General features: G+C 61.0%; 14 protein-coding genes. 8 read left to right on the plus strand and 6 right to left on the minus strand.

Features of this window, described 5'->3' with window-relative positions; genetic code table 11:
* On the plus strand, nt 1-637 hold a 637-nt coding region (locus tag ACTS2Z_RS01555; protein ID WP_442571477.1), incomplete at its 5' end, for an alpha/beta hydrolase.
* A 219-nt stretch (nt 638-856) separates the two neighbouring features.
* Here ACTS2Z_RS01555 and ACTS2Z_RS01560 read toward each other — a convergent pair.
* The 3 genes from ACTS2Z_RS01560 to ACTS2Z_RS01570 form a co-directional block, all read right to left on the minus strand.
* Nucleotides 857-3,307, minus strand: a complete 2,451-nt coding sequence (locus ACTS2Z_RS01560; protein WP_442571478.1) for a TonB-dependent receptor plug domain-containing protein — start codon at nt 3,305-3,307, stop codon at nt 857-859.
* A 117-nt stretch (nt 3,308-3,424) separates the two neighbouring features.
* A complete protein-coding gene (locus ACTS2Z_RS01565; RefSeq protein WP_442571479.1) occupies nt 3,425-4,513 on the minus strand; it encodes a dipeptidase in 1,089 nt (362 codons plus the stop codon).
* Nucleotides 4,514-4,680: 167 nt separating this feature from the next.
* Entirely contained in the window at nt 4,681-5,307 is a 627-nt protein-coding gene (locus ACTS2Z_RS01570) for a helix-turn-helix domain-containing protein (RefSeq protein WP_442571480.1), read from the minus strand.
* Between the two features lie 418 nt (nt 5,308-5,725).
* Here ACTS2Z_RS01570 and amaB point away from each other — a divergent pair, with 418 nt between their 5' ends.
* The 3 genes from amaB (at nt 5,726) to ACTS2Z_RS01585 (ending at nt 9,287) form a co-directional block, all read left to right on the plus strand.
* Complete coding sequence (gene amaB / locus ACTS2Z_RS01575) at nt 5,726-7,201, plus strand: L-piperidine-6-carboxylate dehydrogenase (RefSeq protein WP_442571490.1); 1,476 nt, start codon at nt 5,726-5,728, stop codon at nt 7,199-7,201.
* 41 nt (nt 7,202-7,242) lie between these two features.
* Nucleotides 7,243-8,241, plus strand: a complete 999-nt coding sequence (locus tag ACTS2Z_RS01580) for a tetratricopeptide repeat protein (protein WP_442571481.1) — start codon at nt 7,243-7,245, stop codon at nt 8,239-8,241.
* Nucleotides 8,242-8,330: 89 nt separating this feature from the next.
* Nucleotides 8,331-9,287 carry a tetratricopeptide repeat protein gene (locus ACTS2Z_RS01585; protein ID WP_442571482.1) on the plus strand — a complete coding sequence of 319 codons (957 nt, stop codon included), beginning with the start codon at nt 8,331-8,333 and terminating at the stop codon, nt 9,285-9,287.
* A gap of 18 nt (nt 9,288-9,305) precedes the next feature.
* On the opposite strand, the gene ACTS2Z_RS01590 is transcribed toward ACTS2Z_RS01585, so the two are convergent.
* Together ACTS2Z_RS01590 and ACTS2Z_RS01595 are read right to left on the minus strand one after the other, a co-directional pair.
* Nucleotides 9,306-9,797, minus strand: coding sequence for a hemerythrin domain-containing protein (locus ACTS2Z_RS01590; RefSeq protein ID WP_442571483.1), 492 nt, complete (start codon nt 9,795-9,797; stop codon nt 9,306-9,308).
* Nucleotides 9,798-9,869: 72 nt separating this feature from the next.
* The gene (locus tag ACTS2Z_RS01595; RefSeq protein WP_442571484.1) at nt 9,870-11,129 is read right to left on the minus strand and encodes an META domain-containing protein; all 1,260 of its coding nucleotides are present in this window, start codon (nt 11,127-11,129) and stop codon (nt 9,870-9,872) included.
* Nucleotides 11,130-11,386: 257 nt separating this feature from the next.
* Here ACTS2Z_RS01595 and ACTS2Z_RS01600 point away from each other — a divergent pair, with 257 nt between their 5' ends.
* Genes ACTS2Z_RS01600 through ACTS2Z_RS01610 form a run of 3 tightly spaced genes read left to right on the plus strand, consistent with a single transcriptional unit; the run spans nt 11,387 to nt 13,902 of the window.
* Entirely contained in the window at nt 11,387-12,235 is an 849-nt protein-coding gene (locus ACTS2Z_RS01600) for a tryptophan 2,3-dioxygenase (RefSeq protein WP_442571485.1), read from the plus strand.
* Nucleotides 12,236-12,253: 18 nt separating this feature from the next.
* Nucleotides 12,254-12,520 carry an Lrp/AsnC ligand binding domain-containing protein gene (locus tag ACTS2Z_RS01605; protein WP_442571486.1) on the plus strand — a complete coding sequence of 89 codons (267 nt, stop codon included), beginning with the start codon at nt 12,254-12,256 and terminating at the stop codon, nt 12,518-12,520.
* The gene (locus tag ACTS2Z_RS01610) at nt 12,520-13,902 is read left to right on the plus strand and encodes an L-serine ammonia-lyase (RefSeq protein ID WP_442571487.1); all 1,383 of its coding nucleotides are present in this window, start codon (nt 12,520-12,522) and stop codon (nt 13,900-13,902) included. The genes ACTS2Z_RS01605 and ACTS2Z_RS01610 overlap by 1 nt, the downstream gene beginning before the upstream one ends.
* A gap of 11 nt (nt 13,903-13,913) precedes the next feature.
* Here the strand turns inward: ACTS2Z_RS01610 and ACTS2Z_RS01615 are convergent, their stop codons facing one another.
* Complete coding sequence (locus tag ACTS2Z_RS01615) at nt 13,914-14,360, minus strand: MerR family transcriptional regulator (RefSeq protein ID WP_442571488.1); 447 nt, start codon at nt 14,358-14,360, stop codon at nt 13,914-13,916.
* A gap of 53 nt (nt 14,361-14,413) precedes the next feature.
* Between ACTS2Z_RS01615 and ACTS2Z_RS01620 the strand changes: the two genes are divergently transcribed.
* A complete protein-coding gene (locus ACTS2Z_RS01620) occupies nt 14,414-16,417 on the plus strand; it encodes a TonB-dependent receptor plug domain-containing protein (protein ID WP_442571489.1) in 2,004 nt (667 codons plus the stop codon).
* The last annotated feature ends 160 nt before the right edge of the window (nt 16,418-16,577 follow it).

Below are 16,577 nucleotides of genomic sequence, written 5' to 3' on the forward strand. Positions count from 1 at the left end.
CGTCGATTTTCTTGGTTTGCACGAGCGTGTGGATCGTAATCGGATCGGTCTCATCGGCATTTGCGGGTTCGGTGGCATGGCGCTTAATGCCGTCGCTGCCGACCAGCGCTTCAAGGCGGTGGCCACCACCAGCATGTACGACATGTCCCGAGTCATGGCGAATGGCTACTACGACACCATGACCGTTGATCAGCGCGCTAACGCACTCGAACAATTGAGTCTTCAGCGCTGGAGCGATGCGGCGTCAGGCAGCCCCGCCCTTGATGGTGGCCTGCCGGATGCCCTCGACGGTATCGATAATCCGGTCATCGCGATGTACCACAACTATTACAAGACCGAGCGCGGCTATCACCCGCGGTCCTTGAACTCGAATGGCGGCTGGACGGTGACCAACCCGCTCTCCTTCATGAACATGCCTCTGCTGAGCTATATCACCGAGATATCGCCGCGCCCGGTGCTTCTGATTGCCGGATCTGAAGCTCATTCGCGCTATTTCAGCGAGGACGCTTTTGCGGCAGCCGCCGAACCGAAGGAGCTACTGATTATCGAAGGTGCCGATCACGTTGACCTTTACGACCGGATGGACCGGATACCGTTTGATCGGCTGACCGAATTCTTTGAAGGCCACCTCGCCTGACGGCGGCAGAAATGCCGAGCCAACAAAAAAAGGCCTGCACGGGTGTGCAGGCCTTCTTCTTTTGCCTTGACCTAAAGGGGATCAGGTCAGGTTCGGGACCAAGGCCCCGTTCTTTGCTGCCCATGGACGCTCGCAAGAACGCCAAAGGGCCACAGAGAATCCAGCTGATCCAGATGACCGGGCGATTGGGGCGCCCCGCCATCCGGATCTGGTCCGAAATCAGAAATCGTAGCTGAGGCCAAGATAGTAGTAGCCGCCACTGGTTCCGAAGACGGAGTGGTTGTCATAGATCATGCCGAAGGCATCCAGGCCCGGACCCCGGCCCGGCGGATAGGTGTTGCCCAGATTGCGTCCGCCAAGCGTGACGGTGACGCTTTCAAAGCCGCGATAGCGCACTTCCGCATCGTAAAGAATCTCGGCTTCGCGCGGCAGGAAGTTCGTCGCACCGTCCAGACGACGCCAGGAGCCGTAATAGACGGCCCGGCCCATCATCTCGAAATCACCAACCGTGTGGGTAAGCGTCAGGTTCGAGCGCCAGCGCGGCGTACCGCGTTCGAATTCCTGCACCTTGGCGGGATTGAATATCCCGGTCGGGTCGGAACGCAGGATCTGTTCGTTATAGTTGGTCGCCAGGCTGACATTGGTTGTCTGGCCGTTATTCCAGTCAAACAGGTAGGACGCGACAAGGTCGAAGCCGCGGACGCGGGTATCCAGGCGGTTCTGGAAGAAACGAACCGTCTGCACCCCTGCCCCGTTGGGATAGCCAAGCGCGGCGAGCTGAGCCCGCTGGGCCGGGGTCGTGGCGATGGCATCGTTCAGAAGCAGGCGGTCATCCACGTCGATCTGGTAGAAGTCGAGCGTTGCAGACAGAGCGCCAGCCGTCACGACGAAACCACCAGATATGCTCGTCGAGGTTTCCGGCACCAGCGGCGTCGAGCCGAAAATGGTCGCTTCGGGCGATCCCGGAACTAGGACCGCGTCGAGAACGAAATTGCCCTGGTCAAGCTGCGAGGTCTGGCTCTGGCCGAACAGCTGGCCGGCTGCCGGAGCGCGGAAACCTGTGCTGACAGCGCCGCGAATGGCGAAGTTGTCGGTCAGGTCATAGCGAGATGCCAGCTTATAGCTGAGATTGTCACCGAAGGCCTCGTAGTCTTCAAAACGCAGCGCTGCTGCAAAGCTCCAGCGATCGGTGATATCGGCCTCTGCTTCCAGATAGGCAGCGATTGAGTCCGTCTCGAACTCGCCGGCGGCATCCGGGCTGAAGCCCTGGAAGCCATTGGCTCCAACCGGCAGATCCTGAAGCGGACCGGCACGATAGGAAGCCGGATCACCCACGCCAATCGTATAGGCCTCGTTGCGGTAGCTGAAACCGCCATAGAAGAACAGCTCGCTGGCCAGTCCCACCTCAACCGATTTGTAGGCTTCGGCGTTGATCTGATACTCCCGCTGGGCAAGGCTGCCCGGCCGGAAACTGGTGGGGGAATCCACACCCATTGACGCGTTGATCGTGTCAGAGATGCGATATTCGATTTCGTTCTGGCCCCAGCGAGCCGAGAGGTCCCAGCCAAAGCTTTCCGATTCTTCGCGGCGCACGCCTACGACCGTCGAGAAGTCCGTCTGCTCACCACCGAAAATCGGTACATAGCCACCCGGATAGATCGCAGCGAGATCAAACTGCTGCGGGTGCGCCGGGGTGCCCTCGAACGCAGACTGGGCGTAGGAGGCATGCTGTCCCAAACCACCAGCCGCAATCGACTGGCGATAGAAGAAGCCGACTTCGCTGTCGGTGATCGCCGCGTTGCCGAAGAGATAGGCCTGCATGCCATTACCCAGATCAAGGCCAGCATTCCAGGAGGTCTTGATGGCACTGTAGGCCGGGTCACCCAGATTGACCGGGTGCTCGGGAACGTTGGGAACACCTTGTTGACGCAGCGCTTCTGCGCCGACGTGCGGGCCATGACGATAGGTGCCGCTTTCCTCGGTCAGCTGGAAGGACAGGTTGATAAACCCGTTCTCGGACAGCGGCAGGCCGATATTGCCCTGCGCATCCAGCACATCACCGCCATCGAAATACTGACCCGCATGACCGATGAAGCTCGCGCCCTCATTGGCATCACGCAAGGTCAGGTTGATCACCCCGGCAATCGCATCCGAACCGTACTGGGCCGATGCACCGTCACGCAGAACCTCGATGGACCCCAGCGCGATCGGCGGGATCATGTTGAAATCCTGGCCTTGCGAACCGGACGTGGTCGCATGACCCGTACCGATCTGCACCACCGACGAACGGTGGCGGCGGTGACCGTTGAGAAGCAGCAGAACGTGGTCAGCCGGCGAAGCACGCAAGGTTGCGGGACGCACGAAGGACGAACCGTCATTCAGCGGCAGACGCTGCACATTGAAGGCAGGAACTGACGTACGCAGCGCATCATTCACGTCGACATAGCCGGTCGATACCAGCTCGTCCGGCGAAATGACGTCAATCGGCACGAGGCTTTGCGTGTCGGTGCGTCCTTGCCGGCGCGTACCGGTGGTTACCGTAATGATTTCGACTTCGGCGCGCGGTGAAGCGTTGCCGGACTCCTGCGCCATCACAGCCGGTGCGAGACCCGAAACGCTCGCGGTGGCCAGCGCCACCATCCCCGCCTGGGCGAGCAATGTTTTTTTCATGATATTCCCCGATTCATTCATCGACAGTGATGTCGGATGATTTGTCAGCCGATCATCTAAAAAATTTCCTATCGTAAATTTTCTAGAAGAACAACCCCGTTGTCACGAAATCGACACTCAGCCGATCACATCGCGGTACAGGCGAAGCAGATTGCCACCCATGATCCTGTCGACATCGCCTTGGGAATACCCCCGCTCCACAAGCCCCTCCCGGATGACCATCATTCGGCCGGGACCGTTGAGTTCCTCGATGAAGAGCGGCCAGTCGGCCTCATTGAAGCCGGCGCCCATCTCGCGACGTAGCGATTCCAGATACTCCTCGCTCATCTCGATAACCCGGTGATCGCGATCGCTGCCTATGGCGACGTGCTCGATCCCGCAGACATTCACGGCATGGTCAATGTGAGCGAAATAGGCATCAAGCGCGCCGCGCCGGTAAGCAGTGAGAAAGGGGCGCAACTGGCACATGCCCGTCACGCCGCCCGCCTCCGCAACGGCACGAAGATTTTCGTCGGTTGTGCTGCGGACATGGGGGTTCAGCGCCCGGCATGTTGCATGGGAATTGACGATGGGATCACCCGACGCAGCGACCGTATCGGCCATCGTCGTCATTCCGGCATGCGAGACATCGACGAGCATTCCGACCTCGTTCATGCGCTCAACAAGCATGTGCCCGAACATGCTGAGCCCGCCATCGCTGGGCTCCCAGCAGCCTGAACCGGCCCAGTTCTGATCGTTATAGGTCATCTGCGCGGAGCGCAGACCCCGCTCGTAAAACCAGCTCACACGGTCCAGATCACGCCCGAACTGGGTTGTATTCTGGAACAGGTAGAACACCGCAATCCGGCCATCCTGGTGAGCCTGAAGCGCATCATCAGCGCGCGTCGCCTTTATGAACCAGTGCGGGTTTTCATCGATGTGGGCGTCGTATTCTTCCAGAGCCGCCACAGCGTCCTGATAGGCATCCTCTTCATATTTCCGTGGATCGCCGAGCGTCACTGTGATGGCTGACAGGCCGCTGGCGCGAATCGCTGTCAGCAGATCGTCACCGTATTCCAGCCGCAACTCGCCCATCGCGTCGAAGGAAAAGGGGGCATTCGCACCGCTGACCTGCCCTAACCCGGCAAACGCGGAGGGGGCTGTACCGAGGGCCAGAAGCCCGGCGGGAGCGGCGGATGCGATAAAACTGCGCCTCGAAAGCGGCATGGCAATGACCCTCATATAATTTCCGATAAGAAATTATATGAGCATCTCGAACGAGATGACGCAAGTTGGCTACGCCCGCCGATTGGGCACAAGTGGTCAGGAACTAGGCATCAAGCCGCTAGCCGAAAGGTCCGCACTCCGAGAGGTCGGGACGTTACGCGCCCGCGTCAGGCGGTGTTGATCCAGAGCACGACGGCATCTTCCGGACTGATCGATACGCACGCATGGCGCATATTGCTGTCTATATAGATGCTGTCGCCGGCGCGCAGATGCTCGGGCGCGTAGTGCTCCGTATGGAACAGAACCTCGCCCTCCAGCACGTACAGGAATTCTTCGCCCTGATGCCCGCGCCAGTCGAGGAACTCATCAACCGAGCGCGCCTTGATCACCGAGCGGAACGGGAGGATGCGCTTGTTCATCAGATCGGATGCGAGCAGGTGGTGGGCATAGACTGCCGTTTCCATCAGCTTGCCGCCGCCAGAGCGCGTGACCGAGCGCCTTCCTGACGCCTCCAGACCAGTCTCCGTATCGAAAAGCCGCGTGATATCAATCTCGAAACCGTCCGCAAGTTTTTGCACCACGTCGAAGGTGGGAGACATGTGATCGTTTTCGATCTTCGACAGAGTCGACGCGGCAAGGCCCGTGCGCTGCGCTGCTTCTTCCAGCGTCCAGGCGCGATTCTTTCGCAACTCCCTTAGCCGTTTACCGAGCGCCATACCCCCTGCCCTGCGGCGCGCCGGAGGCTGAACGCGGTTGGACTCGATGATGCTCTGGTAATCTTGCGTATTGCTCATGTTCGCCCTGCTCGTTCCCTGTCGCCCCGTTCGCGGTTCGGTCCGCCTTTCAGCCTTTCACGCGCCGTCTGCGCACTTCTTCATTCTGTTGGCAGCAAACGCGCCGCTGGCTGGCCGGACCCGGCCATGCCTTACCGGTGTGTAATGATGCAACTTATACCGTGAAGCCCATACGCCAAGTCCATTCTGTTACGCATTTGACGCACACATTTTTTTCCGATAGGAAACCTTCAATCAAGACGGAGTGCGCCAATCGAGGCAGGTCGTCGACCAGCTACGCCTCCCCGGCGCCTGCAACCGAACCACACTAGCCAGAACTGGGGCGGGCTTTATGCCTGATACATTGAGTCATTTTGCTACCGACGAGGCGGCTAAGTCGATCGACGCTGCCGCCTTGGCGGGAAAATCCTTTTCCGCGATGAAGCTCGAATCACCGCTTTCCGGTGACACAGGGTTGCCCGTGTTGACGCCAGTTGACGGTTCGCTTGCCGGCTACATTCACTCTGACGACGAAGCCACCACGGCAGCCGCCATCGCACGGGCAAAGGACGCCTTCGAGGCTTGGCGCACAGTGCCAGCGCCCCGCCGCGGTGAACTGATCCGCCGATTTGGCAATCTGTGCCGGGACTACAAGGAGGAACTGTCCTGCCTGGTCACGCTCGATTGCGGAAAGACCCTTGAGGAGGCGCGCGGCGAAGTTCAGGAAGTCATAGACATCTGTGATTTCGCCGTCGGTCTCTCGCGCCAGCTTCACGGCCTCATCATTGCGACAGAGCGCCCTTCGCACCGCATGGCGGAAAGCTGGCACCCTCTGGGCGTTTTCGCCCAGATCAGCGCCTTCAACTTCCCCGTGGCGGTCTGGTCATGGGGCACAATGATTGCGCTCACCTGCGGTAACAGCGCCATCTGGAAGCCATCGGAAAAGGCTCTGCTGTCGGCGCATGCTTGCGCAGGCCTGTTCGCGCGTGCCTGCGAGGACTTCCCCGAGGCACCCCCATATCTTCACCAGATGCTGGCCGGCGGCAGTGATGTCGGCGCAAAGCTGGCGGCAGACCCCCGGGTGGCCCTGATCAGCGCAACTGGCAGCACACGTATGGGGCGCAGCGTTTCCAGCACCGTCGCCAGCCGGCTGGGCAGGTCGATCCTGGAGCTCGGCGGGAATAATGCAGCTATCGTTACGCCGTCTGCCAATCGTGACCTTGTGCTGCGAGGCGTCACCTTTTCTGCGGCGGGAACATCGGGCCAGCGTTGCACGTCCATGCGCCGCCTGATTGTGCATGAAAGCATTCATGACGAATTGGTCGCCCAACTGAAGGATGCTTTCGCGCAGTTGCGGGTCGGCAATCCACTGGAGCCGGGTAATCATGCCGGTCCCTTGATCGACATGCCCGCGCTGGACATGTTCAATGCCGCCCTGAAAACCGCCCGCGAGCAAGGCGGCAAGGTCTATGGCGGTCAACGCCTGCATCGCGAAACCTGGCCGGAAGCGGCTTATGTGGCCCCTGCCCTGGTGGAAATGCCCTCGCAGACGCCGATCGTGCACACCGAAACCTTCGGTCCGATCCTCTATGTGATGCGCTACAGCGAGATTGAAGAGGCCATCGCGATGAACAACGCCGTTCCGCAGGGCCTCTCCTCGGCCATCTTCACCGACAACATGCGTGAGGCCGAGGTCTTCACCTCCAGCATCGGCAGCGACTGCGGAATCGCCAACGTCAATATTGGCACGAGCGGAGCCGAGATTGGCGGCGCCTTTGGCGGCGAGAAGGAAACCGGCGGTGGCCGGGCGTCCGGCTCCGACACCTGGAAGGCCTACATGCGCCGCGCAACCAACACGATCAACTACTCCACCGACCTGCCGCTCGCGCAGGGTGTGCGCTTTGGCGCAGCCTGACCACGAGCCCGGAATTTCAACCCAGACGAAAGGGACATGACATGACTTTCAAGACCCTGCTGCTTGCCGGTGCCACTGCACTGGCACTTGCCGGCACACCTGCGGGCGCCCAGGCTATCCCCGATGGTGAGAGCTACCAGACCGAGTCGCTGTTCGGCGAACGCCTCTACACCCGCTCCAGCGCCACCATGAACCTCGCCGAACCGGGAGCCTTCGAACGCGCGACGCAAGAGGCATACGAGGCCTATCAGGCAGAGATCACGCCTGACACCGCCACCTGGTATGGTCGCCTGCTGTCCTATCAGGGCTATTTCCGTGAAGCGATCGAGGTCTACGACGCGGCAATCGAGCTCTTCCCGGACAACGCCAAGCTGCGCCGTCACCGCGCGCACCGCTATTTCACGCTTCGAAATTTCGAGGCTTCCATCGAGGAAGGCCTGCGTTCGGCCGCGCTCTACGAGAACATGCCGCTGGAGCGAGAGCGCCTCGGCCCGGACTACTTCCCGTCTACGCCTGACGTGGTTCAGTTCTACCTCTACTACCATCTCGGGCAGGCCTATTTCGCGTCCAACCAGTATTCTGAGGCCGCACACTGGTTCAATCGCTCCCACGAAGTAGCGCTGGGCGTGAATGACGCCGTCAGCATCACGGCAGCGGTTTATTGGGAATACATTTCCCTCGCTCGTGCCGGTGACTTCTTCGAAGCGCGCGAATTGCTCGACAATTACACCTACTCGCTCGAGGACCTCGCCGATAACATCGAAAGCAATTTCTATTTCGACGGAATCCAGCTGTTCAAAGGTGAACGCGAGTTCGACACCTTCTTCAGCGACGAAGATACCGGCATGGCCTTTTCCGATGCCTCGGCGGCTGCCTCCTCGACCGCATTCACGCTTGCCAATTACCTGCTGTTGCAGGGGCATCGTGAAGAGGCGAAGGAATGGTACCGCCGCTCGATCAATGTCGATGGCTGGTCATATTTTGCGCGCATCCAGGCCGAAGCCGACTGGGCAACTCTCTATCCGGGCGAAACTCCGTAATTCCCGTGCCCGGAGCCCTGTGTTGTCAGCCCCGGCAGCACAGGGCGCCTTTACCCCACGCTCAAAAGCCTGACAGCGGAGCCAGCCTCATGAAGACGATCTTCACCAGCCTGACAGCCCTCTCATTGGCCTGGGCCACCGCACCGGCCCACGCCCAGATTGCTGACCGTGACGCGGCGCTGGCACCGGCAGGAGAGACCCTGCGGAACGGCCAGACCCTGATCGGGACCCCCTTGAGCGAACCGGGGTTCAGTGACGCGTATCGCCGCGAGCTGGAGATTGACCTCGCGATCGCCCGTGCCGCGCTGGACCTCGCCCCCCACCGTGAGGATTCCTGGATCTGGCTTGGCCGGCGACTGGGATACCTTGGCCGGTTTGAAGAGGCCGTCGAGGTGTTTACTCAAGGCCTTGAGCGCTTCCCTGACAGCTACAAACTGCGCCGCTTCCGCGGGCGTCATTTGGCTCGCAGCCGGCAGTTCGAGGCTGCTCTTGCCGACTACACCCGGGCGCTCGAATTGATGGACAGCATCGAAGACAGCTTTGAGCCGGATGGCATTGCAAACGCCTACAACCTTCCACTCGGCACGTTCCGCTTCAACCTCCACTATTATCGCGGTCAGACCAGCTTTGCGGTGGGCGATTTTGAGTCTCTGGTTGCCGGGATGGAAGCAGCCCGAAACCAGCCTCTCCTGATGGACCCGACGGGGGATATGGGCGTGGCCATAGCCTACTGGCTCTTCATCGGTCACAGCCTGCTGGGCGACGAAGAGGCAGCGCGCGATGCGCTGTCCGCGATACATGCAGGCCTGCCGCTGATCGAGAACCGGAACTATCTGCGCGGAGCGCTCTTCTTCAAGGGCGAGATTTCCCGTGAGGAGATGGATGCGTTTCCGGGCGCGATCGAACAGTTCGCAATCGCCATGGCCGACCGGCTTGCCGGAGACAATGACGCAGCCGAAGCCCGCCTAGAGGCAATCGTTCGCGCTGGCGCTTCAGGTTTCTGGCCGGCTGAAACTGAAATCCTGCGTATTCGCGCAGAGCGTTAGCGGGACCGTCCCAACCGGCTATTCCTTTGCGTCTTCCGCCTTTTCGGGCGTGATTTCGGCGTCAGCCTTTTCCTCGCGCTTGCGGCGGTCGAAGACCTCGCGCATGTGGCGCTCATCATCGGCTGACAGCAGCTTTGCGAATTCGGGGAAGTGGTCGTCTTCCTCTTCCTCGATATGGTGCAGATAGTCGTGTTCGAGCGCCTTGAACTTCTGCAGCCACGCGCCCGAACTCATGTCAGTGGCCGCAAGGTCGTTGAGCGCCTCGTCGATCTCGTGGTGCTCTGCTACCGAATGGCGCGTTTCATCCGTCGTGGCGGGCTTGCGCATCATGGTCGAGTAGAGCGCCTGCTCCTCGGCAGCGGCGTGCGCCTTCACTTCCCGTGTGAAGGCTTCAAAGAGCTTGCGCCGCTCCTCAGTGTCGCCGCTGGTATTGCCGAGTTTTTCCAGCAAATCGCGATGACGGTCGTGATCGGACTTCAGACGGTCGAAGATCGCTGAACTTGCAGCCATGGAGAGCACCTCTTTGCGGAGTGGAACGTGATCAACCCCGCAAAGCCGCGCCCGGTTCCCGAAACCCCGCCGCTACTCGCGTACAGCGATGATCCGCCCTTCACCGAGATTGAGCGTGCCCTCATCATCAATGCTGGCAGGCAGTGAACCCTGAATGAGGGTGAGAAAGCTCTGCTCCAGCTCCATCAATTCAGGCGCACAGGCCATACGTGTCGAAACACCCTGGCCCAGCACGATGCCCTCCCCGGTCATCTGGTAGGGCGCCGAATAACGGTTGCAGGGCGCCTGGCCCGAAAGGCGTCCATCGCCGTCAAACTCCATGGTGACGGCGCGCGGTCCAGGCACTTCCACCCCGTCGACATGGGTAACCCGCCAGACCTCTCCGGCCAGCAGGCTTTCAGGGTCGCCGCCGCAACCTGAAACGGTTTCGCTGCCGATGGTCACGCTGACCTGGTCCGGGTAGGACAGGCCCGTCATGGTGTCCTGGCAGATGGCATGACCGATCTCGATGGAGAAGAGCAATTCCCCGTCTTCCTGAATGGTCAGCCGGTTGGTGATGTCGTTGAGCGCTTCGCGCCCGCTCACCCGTCCTGCAAGCCGCGTTTCTCCGTAATCACCGGTATACTCGGCCGCACCGCTCGTCAGGCGGAGTGTCCAGCCCGGCTCGTTACCGCGAGCGGTATAGACGGGCGGTGTCGCAGGCTCTTCTTCCTCGGCCTCGACGGTCTCGGCCTCGGGATCTGGCAGGTAGGCGCTGGTCTCGCACTCGACCCAGTCACCGCCTTCCTCGAAGCGGACCATAGCGCCTGCACCGCGGCTCCAGAACACGCGGGGGCCCTCCTCGCCGGTTGCCTCGAAACGCGCGCCCGATGCGGCCGCGACCGAAGACAGCCGGTAGGCCACTTCATCGATGGTCAGGTAGAGCTCGGGCGAATCGTATCGGACAAGAAACTCCTCCCCGCCTTCGCACACATAGGCATGGGCCTCGGTGCCCGCATGGTGACTGCGGATCAGCATGATGACGCCAAGATCTGCCGTATTGCTGCCAGCCGGAAACCGCGCATCTTCCGGCGTTACCCAGACCTGCGAGCCATCCGGATCGACAATCCGGCCCGTCACGGCAAGCTCGCGGTCTGTGCCCACTGCCGCCGGGTCATATTCCACTGTCAGGTCCAGCGGCACTTGCCGTCCGTCGAAGGATTCGCGTGCTTCCGCGATCAGTTCCGGCTGGTCACTCCCCGGTTCGAAGGCGAGCAATTGCGCCTCGGCAACAGCGCCCGGACCCAGCGCCACACGCTCGCGATAGGCAACGGCAAAGGTGACGCTCGCCATTCCGGTGGTTGCTTCCTCCGCGGCCTCATCGCCCGGAACAGCCTGCTGGCTGCACGCAGCAACCGCTAGGCTGCCAAGGCCAAGGACGGCGCCCAGTGCCGTGGAACGCAATAAACAGATGGGATGCACGCAGGATACTCCCTCTTGTGTCGGTCAGCATGATTACACGCGCCGCACCGGGACGGAAAGCGACTGGCGATGTGCCGGTTCGGCGCGAACGCCTTGCCGGTCTTCGTGGCCGCCTGTAGACCGGACCCATGAGCGAACACTTTCCAACTTCGGTCAATCTCGAAGGCGAAGATATTCACTGGTCGCCGGATGGCGGGCTCAGCTATGGGCGCTATCTGGACATCGAAACGATTCTGGGAGCGCAGCACCCGCTGACGTCCGAACATGACGAGATGATGTTCATCATCATCCATCAGGCGAGCGAGCTTTGGCTGAAACTGTGCCTGCATGAACTCGACGCGGCGATTGAACTTCTCAAGGCCGATGAGGCCCGGCCAGCCATGAAAATGCTGGCCCGGATCGCGCGAATTCAGGACCAGCTTACTCAGTCCTGGGCCGTGCTCGCCACGATGACCCCGTCCGATTACCTGAAATTCCGCGACCGGCTGGGTCAGAGCTCCGGCTTTCAGTCAGCTCAGTACCGGATGCTGGAGTACCGGCTGGGCAACAAGAACGCCGCACTGGCACGGGTTCACCAATCCGACCCTGACGCCTACAAGGCAGTCGTGAAAGCTCTAGAAATGCCAAGCCTTTATGACGAAACCCTCAAGTACGCAGCAAGGCAGGGCCTGTCCCTGCCTGGCCACGTGCTCGACCGGGACTGGTCTGGTGCTTACGAGCCTGACGACGCTGTGGAGGCGATGTGGCGGGAGGTCTATCTCGACACTGGCCGCTGGTGGGAAGTCTATGAATTTGCAGAAAAGCTCGTTGATCTGGAGCACAAGTTCCAGCAATGGCGTTTCAACCACATGAAGACGGTAGAGCGCATTATCGGATTCCGGCGCGGGACAGGTGGCTCGGGCGGGGTATCCTACCTCGTCAAGGCGCTGAATCTGCGGCTATTTCCGGAGCTCTGGACCGTACGCACCACACTCTAGCCAGGCAGGACAAGGCCGATGCGTCAGTTTTTCATCTTCATCAAGTGCGAGCTTGGCCGGACCTATGATGTCGCCTCGGCGCTTGTCGACACGCTGGAAGAAACCCGCCAGGTGCATTCGGTATCAGGCGCGTTCGACCTGCTGGCACAATTCGCCGTGGAGTCCGAAGCCGATATCGGCAGATTCGTGAACCAGAAGGTGCAGACGATTGCCGGGGTGAAGGACACACAGACCATCATCTGTTTCAATGCCTTCACCCGTGATCGCGGTCTTGGCGGCGACTGATGCATTTCGGCGTCTTTGACCTTTTCAAGATCGGTATCGGCCCCTCCAGCTCTCACACCGTCGGGCCGATGAAGGCTGCGCGCCTGTTTCTGGAACGCGTCGAGGCCGAGCACGGCCTGACGGCCATTGTTCGGGTAAAGGCTGAAGCCTATGGCTCGCTGGCACTTACAGGCTCAGGCCACGCAACCGACAAGGCACTGATCTGGGGTCTCGCCGGTGAAGCGCCGGAGACCGCCAACCCCGATACCCTGCCTGGCATTATCGAAGCGGTAGAGAATTCGGGAACAATAAAGCTGCTCGGCCGCCATGAGATAGCTTTCGACCGCGAAAGTGACCTCGTACTCGACGGCAAGATACGCCTGCCCTTCCATTCCAACGCCATGAAGTTCACCGCATTCGACGCGAACGGTGAAAGCCTGTCAGAGCAGCTCTGGTATTCGATTGGCGGCGGCTTTGTGATCGACGAGGCGGAGGCCGGACGCAACTCTGCCGCCGAAGCGCCTGAGGGCGAGCCCTACCCGTTCGACAGCTGTAACGAGCTTCTCGACATTGCCGACCGCGAAAACCTGACCATTCCGCAAGTCATGATGGCGAACGAGACGGCCTTCCGCAGCGAGGAAGAGGTGCGCGCCCGCATCACCGAAATCTGGCAGGCCATGGAGGACTGCATTGATCGCGGCGTTGCCGGAGACGGCGTCCTGCCAGGCGGCCTCAAGGTGAAACGCCGCGCGCCGGCCATGCAGCGCAGGCTGGAAGAAGACCCGGACCGGGCCACACGCGATCCGCTATCGGCCATGGAGTGGGTCAATCTCTGGGCCATGGCGGTCAACGAGGAAAACGCTGCGGGCGGCCGGGTCGTGACGGCGCCGACCAATGGCGCTGCCGGCATCATCCCTGCTGTCGCACGCTATTTTGACCGGCATTGCAGGAAACCCGGCGATGACGATGCGATGGTGCGCTTCTTCCTGACGGCCTCGGCCATCGGCGCGCTTTACAAGCTCAATGCATCGATTTCCGGCGCTGAAGCTGGCTGTCAGGGCGAGGTGGGCGTTGCCTGCTCGATGGCGGCTGGAGGGCTTGCCGCAGCGTTGGGCGGTTCAAACAGGCAGATCGAGAACGCAGCCGAGATCGGCATGGAGCATAATCTGGGGCTTACGTGTGATCCGGTGGGCGGGCTAGTCCAGATCCCGTGCATAGAGAGAAATGCCATTGGCGCCATCAAGGCGATCAATGCGGCCCGCTTGGCCATGCTGGGCAATGCAGAATACAAGGTGCGTCTCGATCAGGTCATCGAGACCATGCGCCAGACCGGACTCGACATGGCCGACAAGTACAAGGAGACCTCCGAAGGCGGTCTCGCGGTTAACGTTCCGGTGTGCTGACGGAAAAGCCCCTACTCCGCTGAAACCAGCACCTCGGCCACTGCGCATTCGCTGCGCGTCTTGTGGCGGCACTGGGCCAGAGACCGTTCCAGCTTTTCTTCAATGGCGCGCAGATCGGCAATCTTGGCGCGGACTTCTTTCAGATGCTGCTCGGCGACCGCGTCGATATCGGTGCAGGTGGCATCTCCATCCTCGACAAGGCTGAGGAGGCCGGAGATGGCGGCCAGCGGAAAACCGAGGCTGCGCCCGCGCTTGATGAAATCCAGCCGACGGAAATGATTGGCCGTATAGGCGCGGTGTCCTCCGGCCGTTCGTGCGGGTTCGGGCAGCAAACCAGCCTGTTCATAATAACGGATGGTTACAACCTGGCAGCCCGTGCGGCGGGCGAGTTCACCGATACCAAAGGTTTCCTGCATTTCGACCTTGAACCTATAGTGACTATAGATTGCAGATTGCATGTCGAATTGATTCCGGCAAGCCGGGAGCGATCCTTCAAGGCAGGACATTCGACATGCAAACCGACACCCGTTTCAATCGCCGCGCCGCTGCTCTCTCGGCAAGCGTAGCCGCTCTGGCATTGGCTTGCGGCCCATTGCCTATAGCTTCCGCCGCCACACTTGAGGCAGGCGCAGACGAGCCGGAAACCATCATCGTCACGGCAACGCGCACCCGGCGCCGGGTGCAGGATGAACCCATCCGGGTGGAAGTGATCGGCCGTGAGGAGATCGAGGAAAAGATCATCATGTCGCCGGGCAATATCTCGGTGCTGCTTTCCGAGACCGGTGGTCTCTGGGTGCAGGCAAACTCGGCAGCGCTCGGCTCTTCCGGCATTCGCATTCAGGGCATGAGCGAGCGCTACACCCTGCTCCTGGCTGACGGCCTGCCGCTCTACGGCCAGACCGGGTCAATCGGGCTTTTGCAGATTCCGCCCACTGACCTCGGCCGGGTCGAGGTTATCAAGGGCGCGGCGTCCTCGCTCTATGGCGCTGCGGCGCTCGGCGGGATGATCAATCTCGTCTCGCGCCGTCCGGGCGAAGATCACGAAGGCGAAATTCTCGCTAATGTAACCAGCCAGAATGGCCAGGACCTGACGGCCTTCGGATCGGGTAGGATCAGCGAAAGCTGGAGCTATTCCCTTACCGGCGGCGGCCACTGGCAGGAGCGGCGCGACCTCGATGGAAGGGGCTGGGCGGACATTCCCGCCTATCAGCGCTATACCGTGCGCCCTCGCCTTTTCTGGCAGGGTGCAAATGGCGGCGAGGCACTGCTAACCGTCGGCGGCATGTCCGAACGGCGCACCGGTGGCACCTTGCCGGGCCGCACCGTCCCGGATGGCACGGCCTTCGTGCAGGGGATGGATACCGAACGTCTGGATGCCGGCCTGACGCTGACCCTCCCTGTGAGTGACGGCATGGATTTCTCGGTGCGGGCCTCAGCCATGCAGGTGGAACGCACCCGGGTCTTCGGCACAGAAACCGGCAGCGAGCGTCATCAGACTGGTTTTGCTGAAGCCTCGCTCACCCGCATCAGCGGACCCCACACCTTTGTAGGCGGCGTGGCCGTACAGGCTGAAGATTTCCGCTCGTTTGATTTCCCGGTTTTCGACTACCAGCACACGGTGCCGGGCGCTTTCGCGCAATATGATTTCGAGGTTAGCCCCGAACTGACGCTTTCGGCCAGTGCACGCGCGGATCATCACAGCGAGTTCGGCACCTTTGTCAGCCCGCGCGTGTCCGTGCTGTACCGACCGGGTGACTGGACGATGCGCGCCTCGGCGGCGCAGGGCTTCTTCGCGCCTACCCCGTTTGTGGGGTCAGTGGAGGAAACCGGGCTGTCGCGGCTTGAACCTCTTGCTGGTCTTGAAGCGGAACGGGCTGACACGCTGTCCTTCGACATAGGCCGCAGTTTCGGGGCGCTGGAAACGAATGTGATCTTCTTTCAGTCCCGCGTTCGCAACGAAGCGGCACTTGTATCTACCGGCACCGCCTTGCCCGACGGCACCGCCCGCCAGCGCATTGTAAGTGCGCCCGGCACCGCTCTCACGCAAGGCAGCGAATGGCTGGTGCGCTATCGCCAGGGACATATCGTCATCACGGCCAGCTATATGTACACCGATGCCCGCTCAACCGATCCGGTTTCCGGCCTGCGGCGCGAAACGCCTATGACCCCGCGCCATTCAGCCGGCTTCGTTGCGATGTGGGAGGATCATGACCGGGGCCGGATAGGCTTTGAGGCCTATTACACCGGCGCACAGGAGCTGGAGGACAATCCTTACCGCACCCGCTCAAAGCCCTACGTGATGATGGGCATTCTGGGCGAGATCAATCTTGGCCATGTCAGCCTGTTTCTGAACGCAGAAAACCTGCTGGACATACGTCAGAGCCGGTACGATCCGCTGGTGCGGCCCTCCAGAGCCAGCGATGGCCGCTGGACCACGGATGCCTGGACCCATACAGACGGCTTTGTCGTCAATGGCGGGATACGTGTGCGATTTGGTGGCGGCCATCACCACTAGCGTGTTGCAGCTACGAGCCTAGCGACGCCTCAGGATCGCCCTGACCTTCACAACCACCAGAAAGATGAACGCAATCAGAGCTGTACCCAGTCCGGCAAGCATCATGAGCCGGACCACAGCAATGGTTACGGGATCCATCATCGGGGTCTCGGAAAACCAG

It is taken from the genome of Glycocaulis sp. (assembly GCF_052168375.1).
Lineage (GTDB): Bacteria > Pseudomonadota > Alphaproteobacteria > Caulobacterales > Maricaulaceae > Glycocaulis.

Excerpts from the sequence above, each read along its gene's own strand:
- ACTS2Z_RS01560 (WP_442571478.1), bottom strand. The coding sequence starts at position 3,307 with ATGAAAAAAACATTGCTCGCCCAGGCGGGGATGGTGGCGCTGGCCACC.
- ACTS2Z_RS01565 (WP_442571479.1), bottom strand. The coding sequence starts at position 4,513 with ATGCCGCTTTCGAGGCGCAGTTTTATCGCATCCGCCGCTCCCGCCGGG.
- ACTS2Z_RS01570 (WP_442571480.1), bottom strand. The coding sequence starts at position 5,307 with ATGAGCAATACGCAAGATTACCAGAGCATCATCGAGTCCAACCGCGTT.
- amaB (WP_442571490.1), top strand. The coding sequence starts at position 5,726 with ATGAAGCTCGAATCACCGCTTTCCGGTGACACAGGGTTGCCCGTGTTG.
- ACTS2Z_RS01580 (WP_442571481.1), top strand. The coding sequence starts at position 7,243 with ATGACTTTCAAGACCCTGCTGCTTGCCGGTGCCACTGCACTGGCACTT.
- ACTS2Z_RS01585 (WP_442571482.1), top strand. The coding sequence starts at position 8,331 with ATGAAGACGATCTTCACCAGCCTGACAGCCCTCTCATTGGCCTGGGCC.
- ACTS2Z_RS01590 (WP_442571483.1), bottom strand. The coding sequence starts at position 9,797 with ATGGCTGCAAGTTCAGCGATCTTCGACCGTCTGAAGTCCGATCACGAC.
- ACTS2Z_RS01595 (WP_442571484.1), bottom strand. The coding sequence starts at position 11,129 with ATGGCGAGCGTCACCTTTGCCGTTGCCTATCGCGAGCGTGTGGCGCTG.
- ACTS2Z_RS01600 (WP_442571485.1), top strand. The coding sequence starts at position 11,387 with ATGAGCGAACACTTTCCAACTTCGGTCAATCTCGAAGGCGAAGATATT.
- ACTS2Z_RS01605 (WP_442571486.1), top strand. The coding sequence starts at position 12,254 with ATGCGTCAGTTTTTCATCTTCATCAAGTGCGAGCTTGGCCGGACCTAT.
- ACTS2Z_RS01610 (WP_442571487.1), top strand. The coding sequence starts at position 12,520 with ATGCATTTCGGCGTCTTTGACCTTTTCAAGATCGGTATCGGCCCCTCC.
- ACTS2Z_RS01615 (WP_442571488.1), bottom strand. The coding sequence starts at position 14,360 with ATGCAATCTGCAATCTATAGTCACTATAGGTTCAAGGTCGAAATGCAG.
- ACTS2Z_RS01620 (WP_442571489.1), top strand. The coding sequence starts at position 14,414 with ATGCAAACCGACACCCGTTTCAATCGCCGCGCCGCTGCTCTCTCGGCA.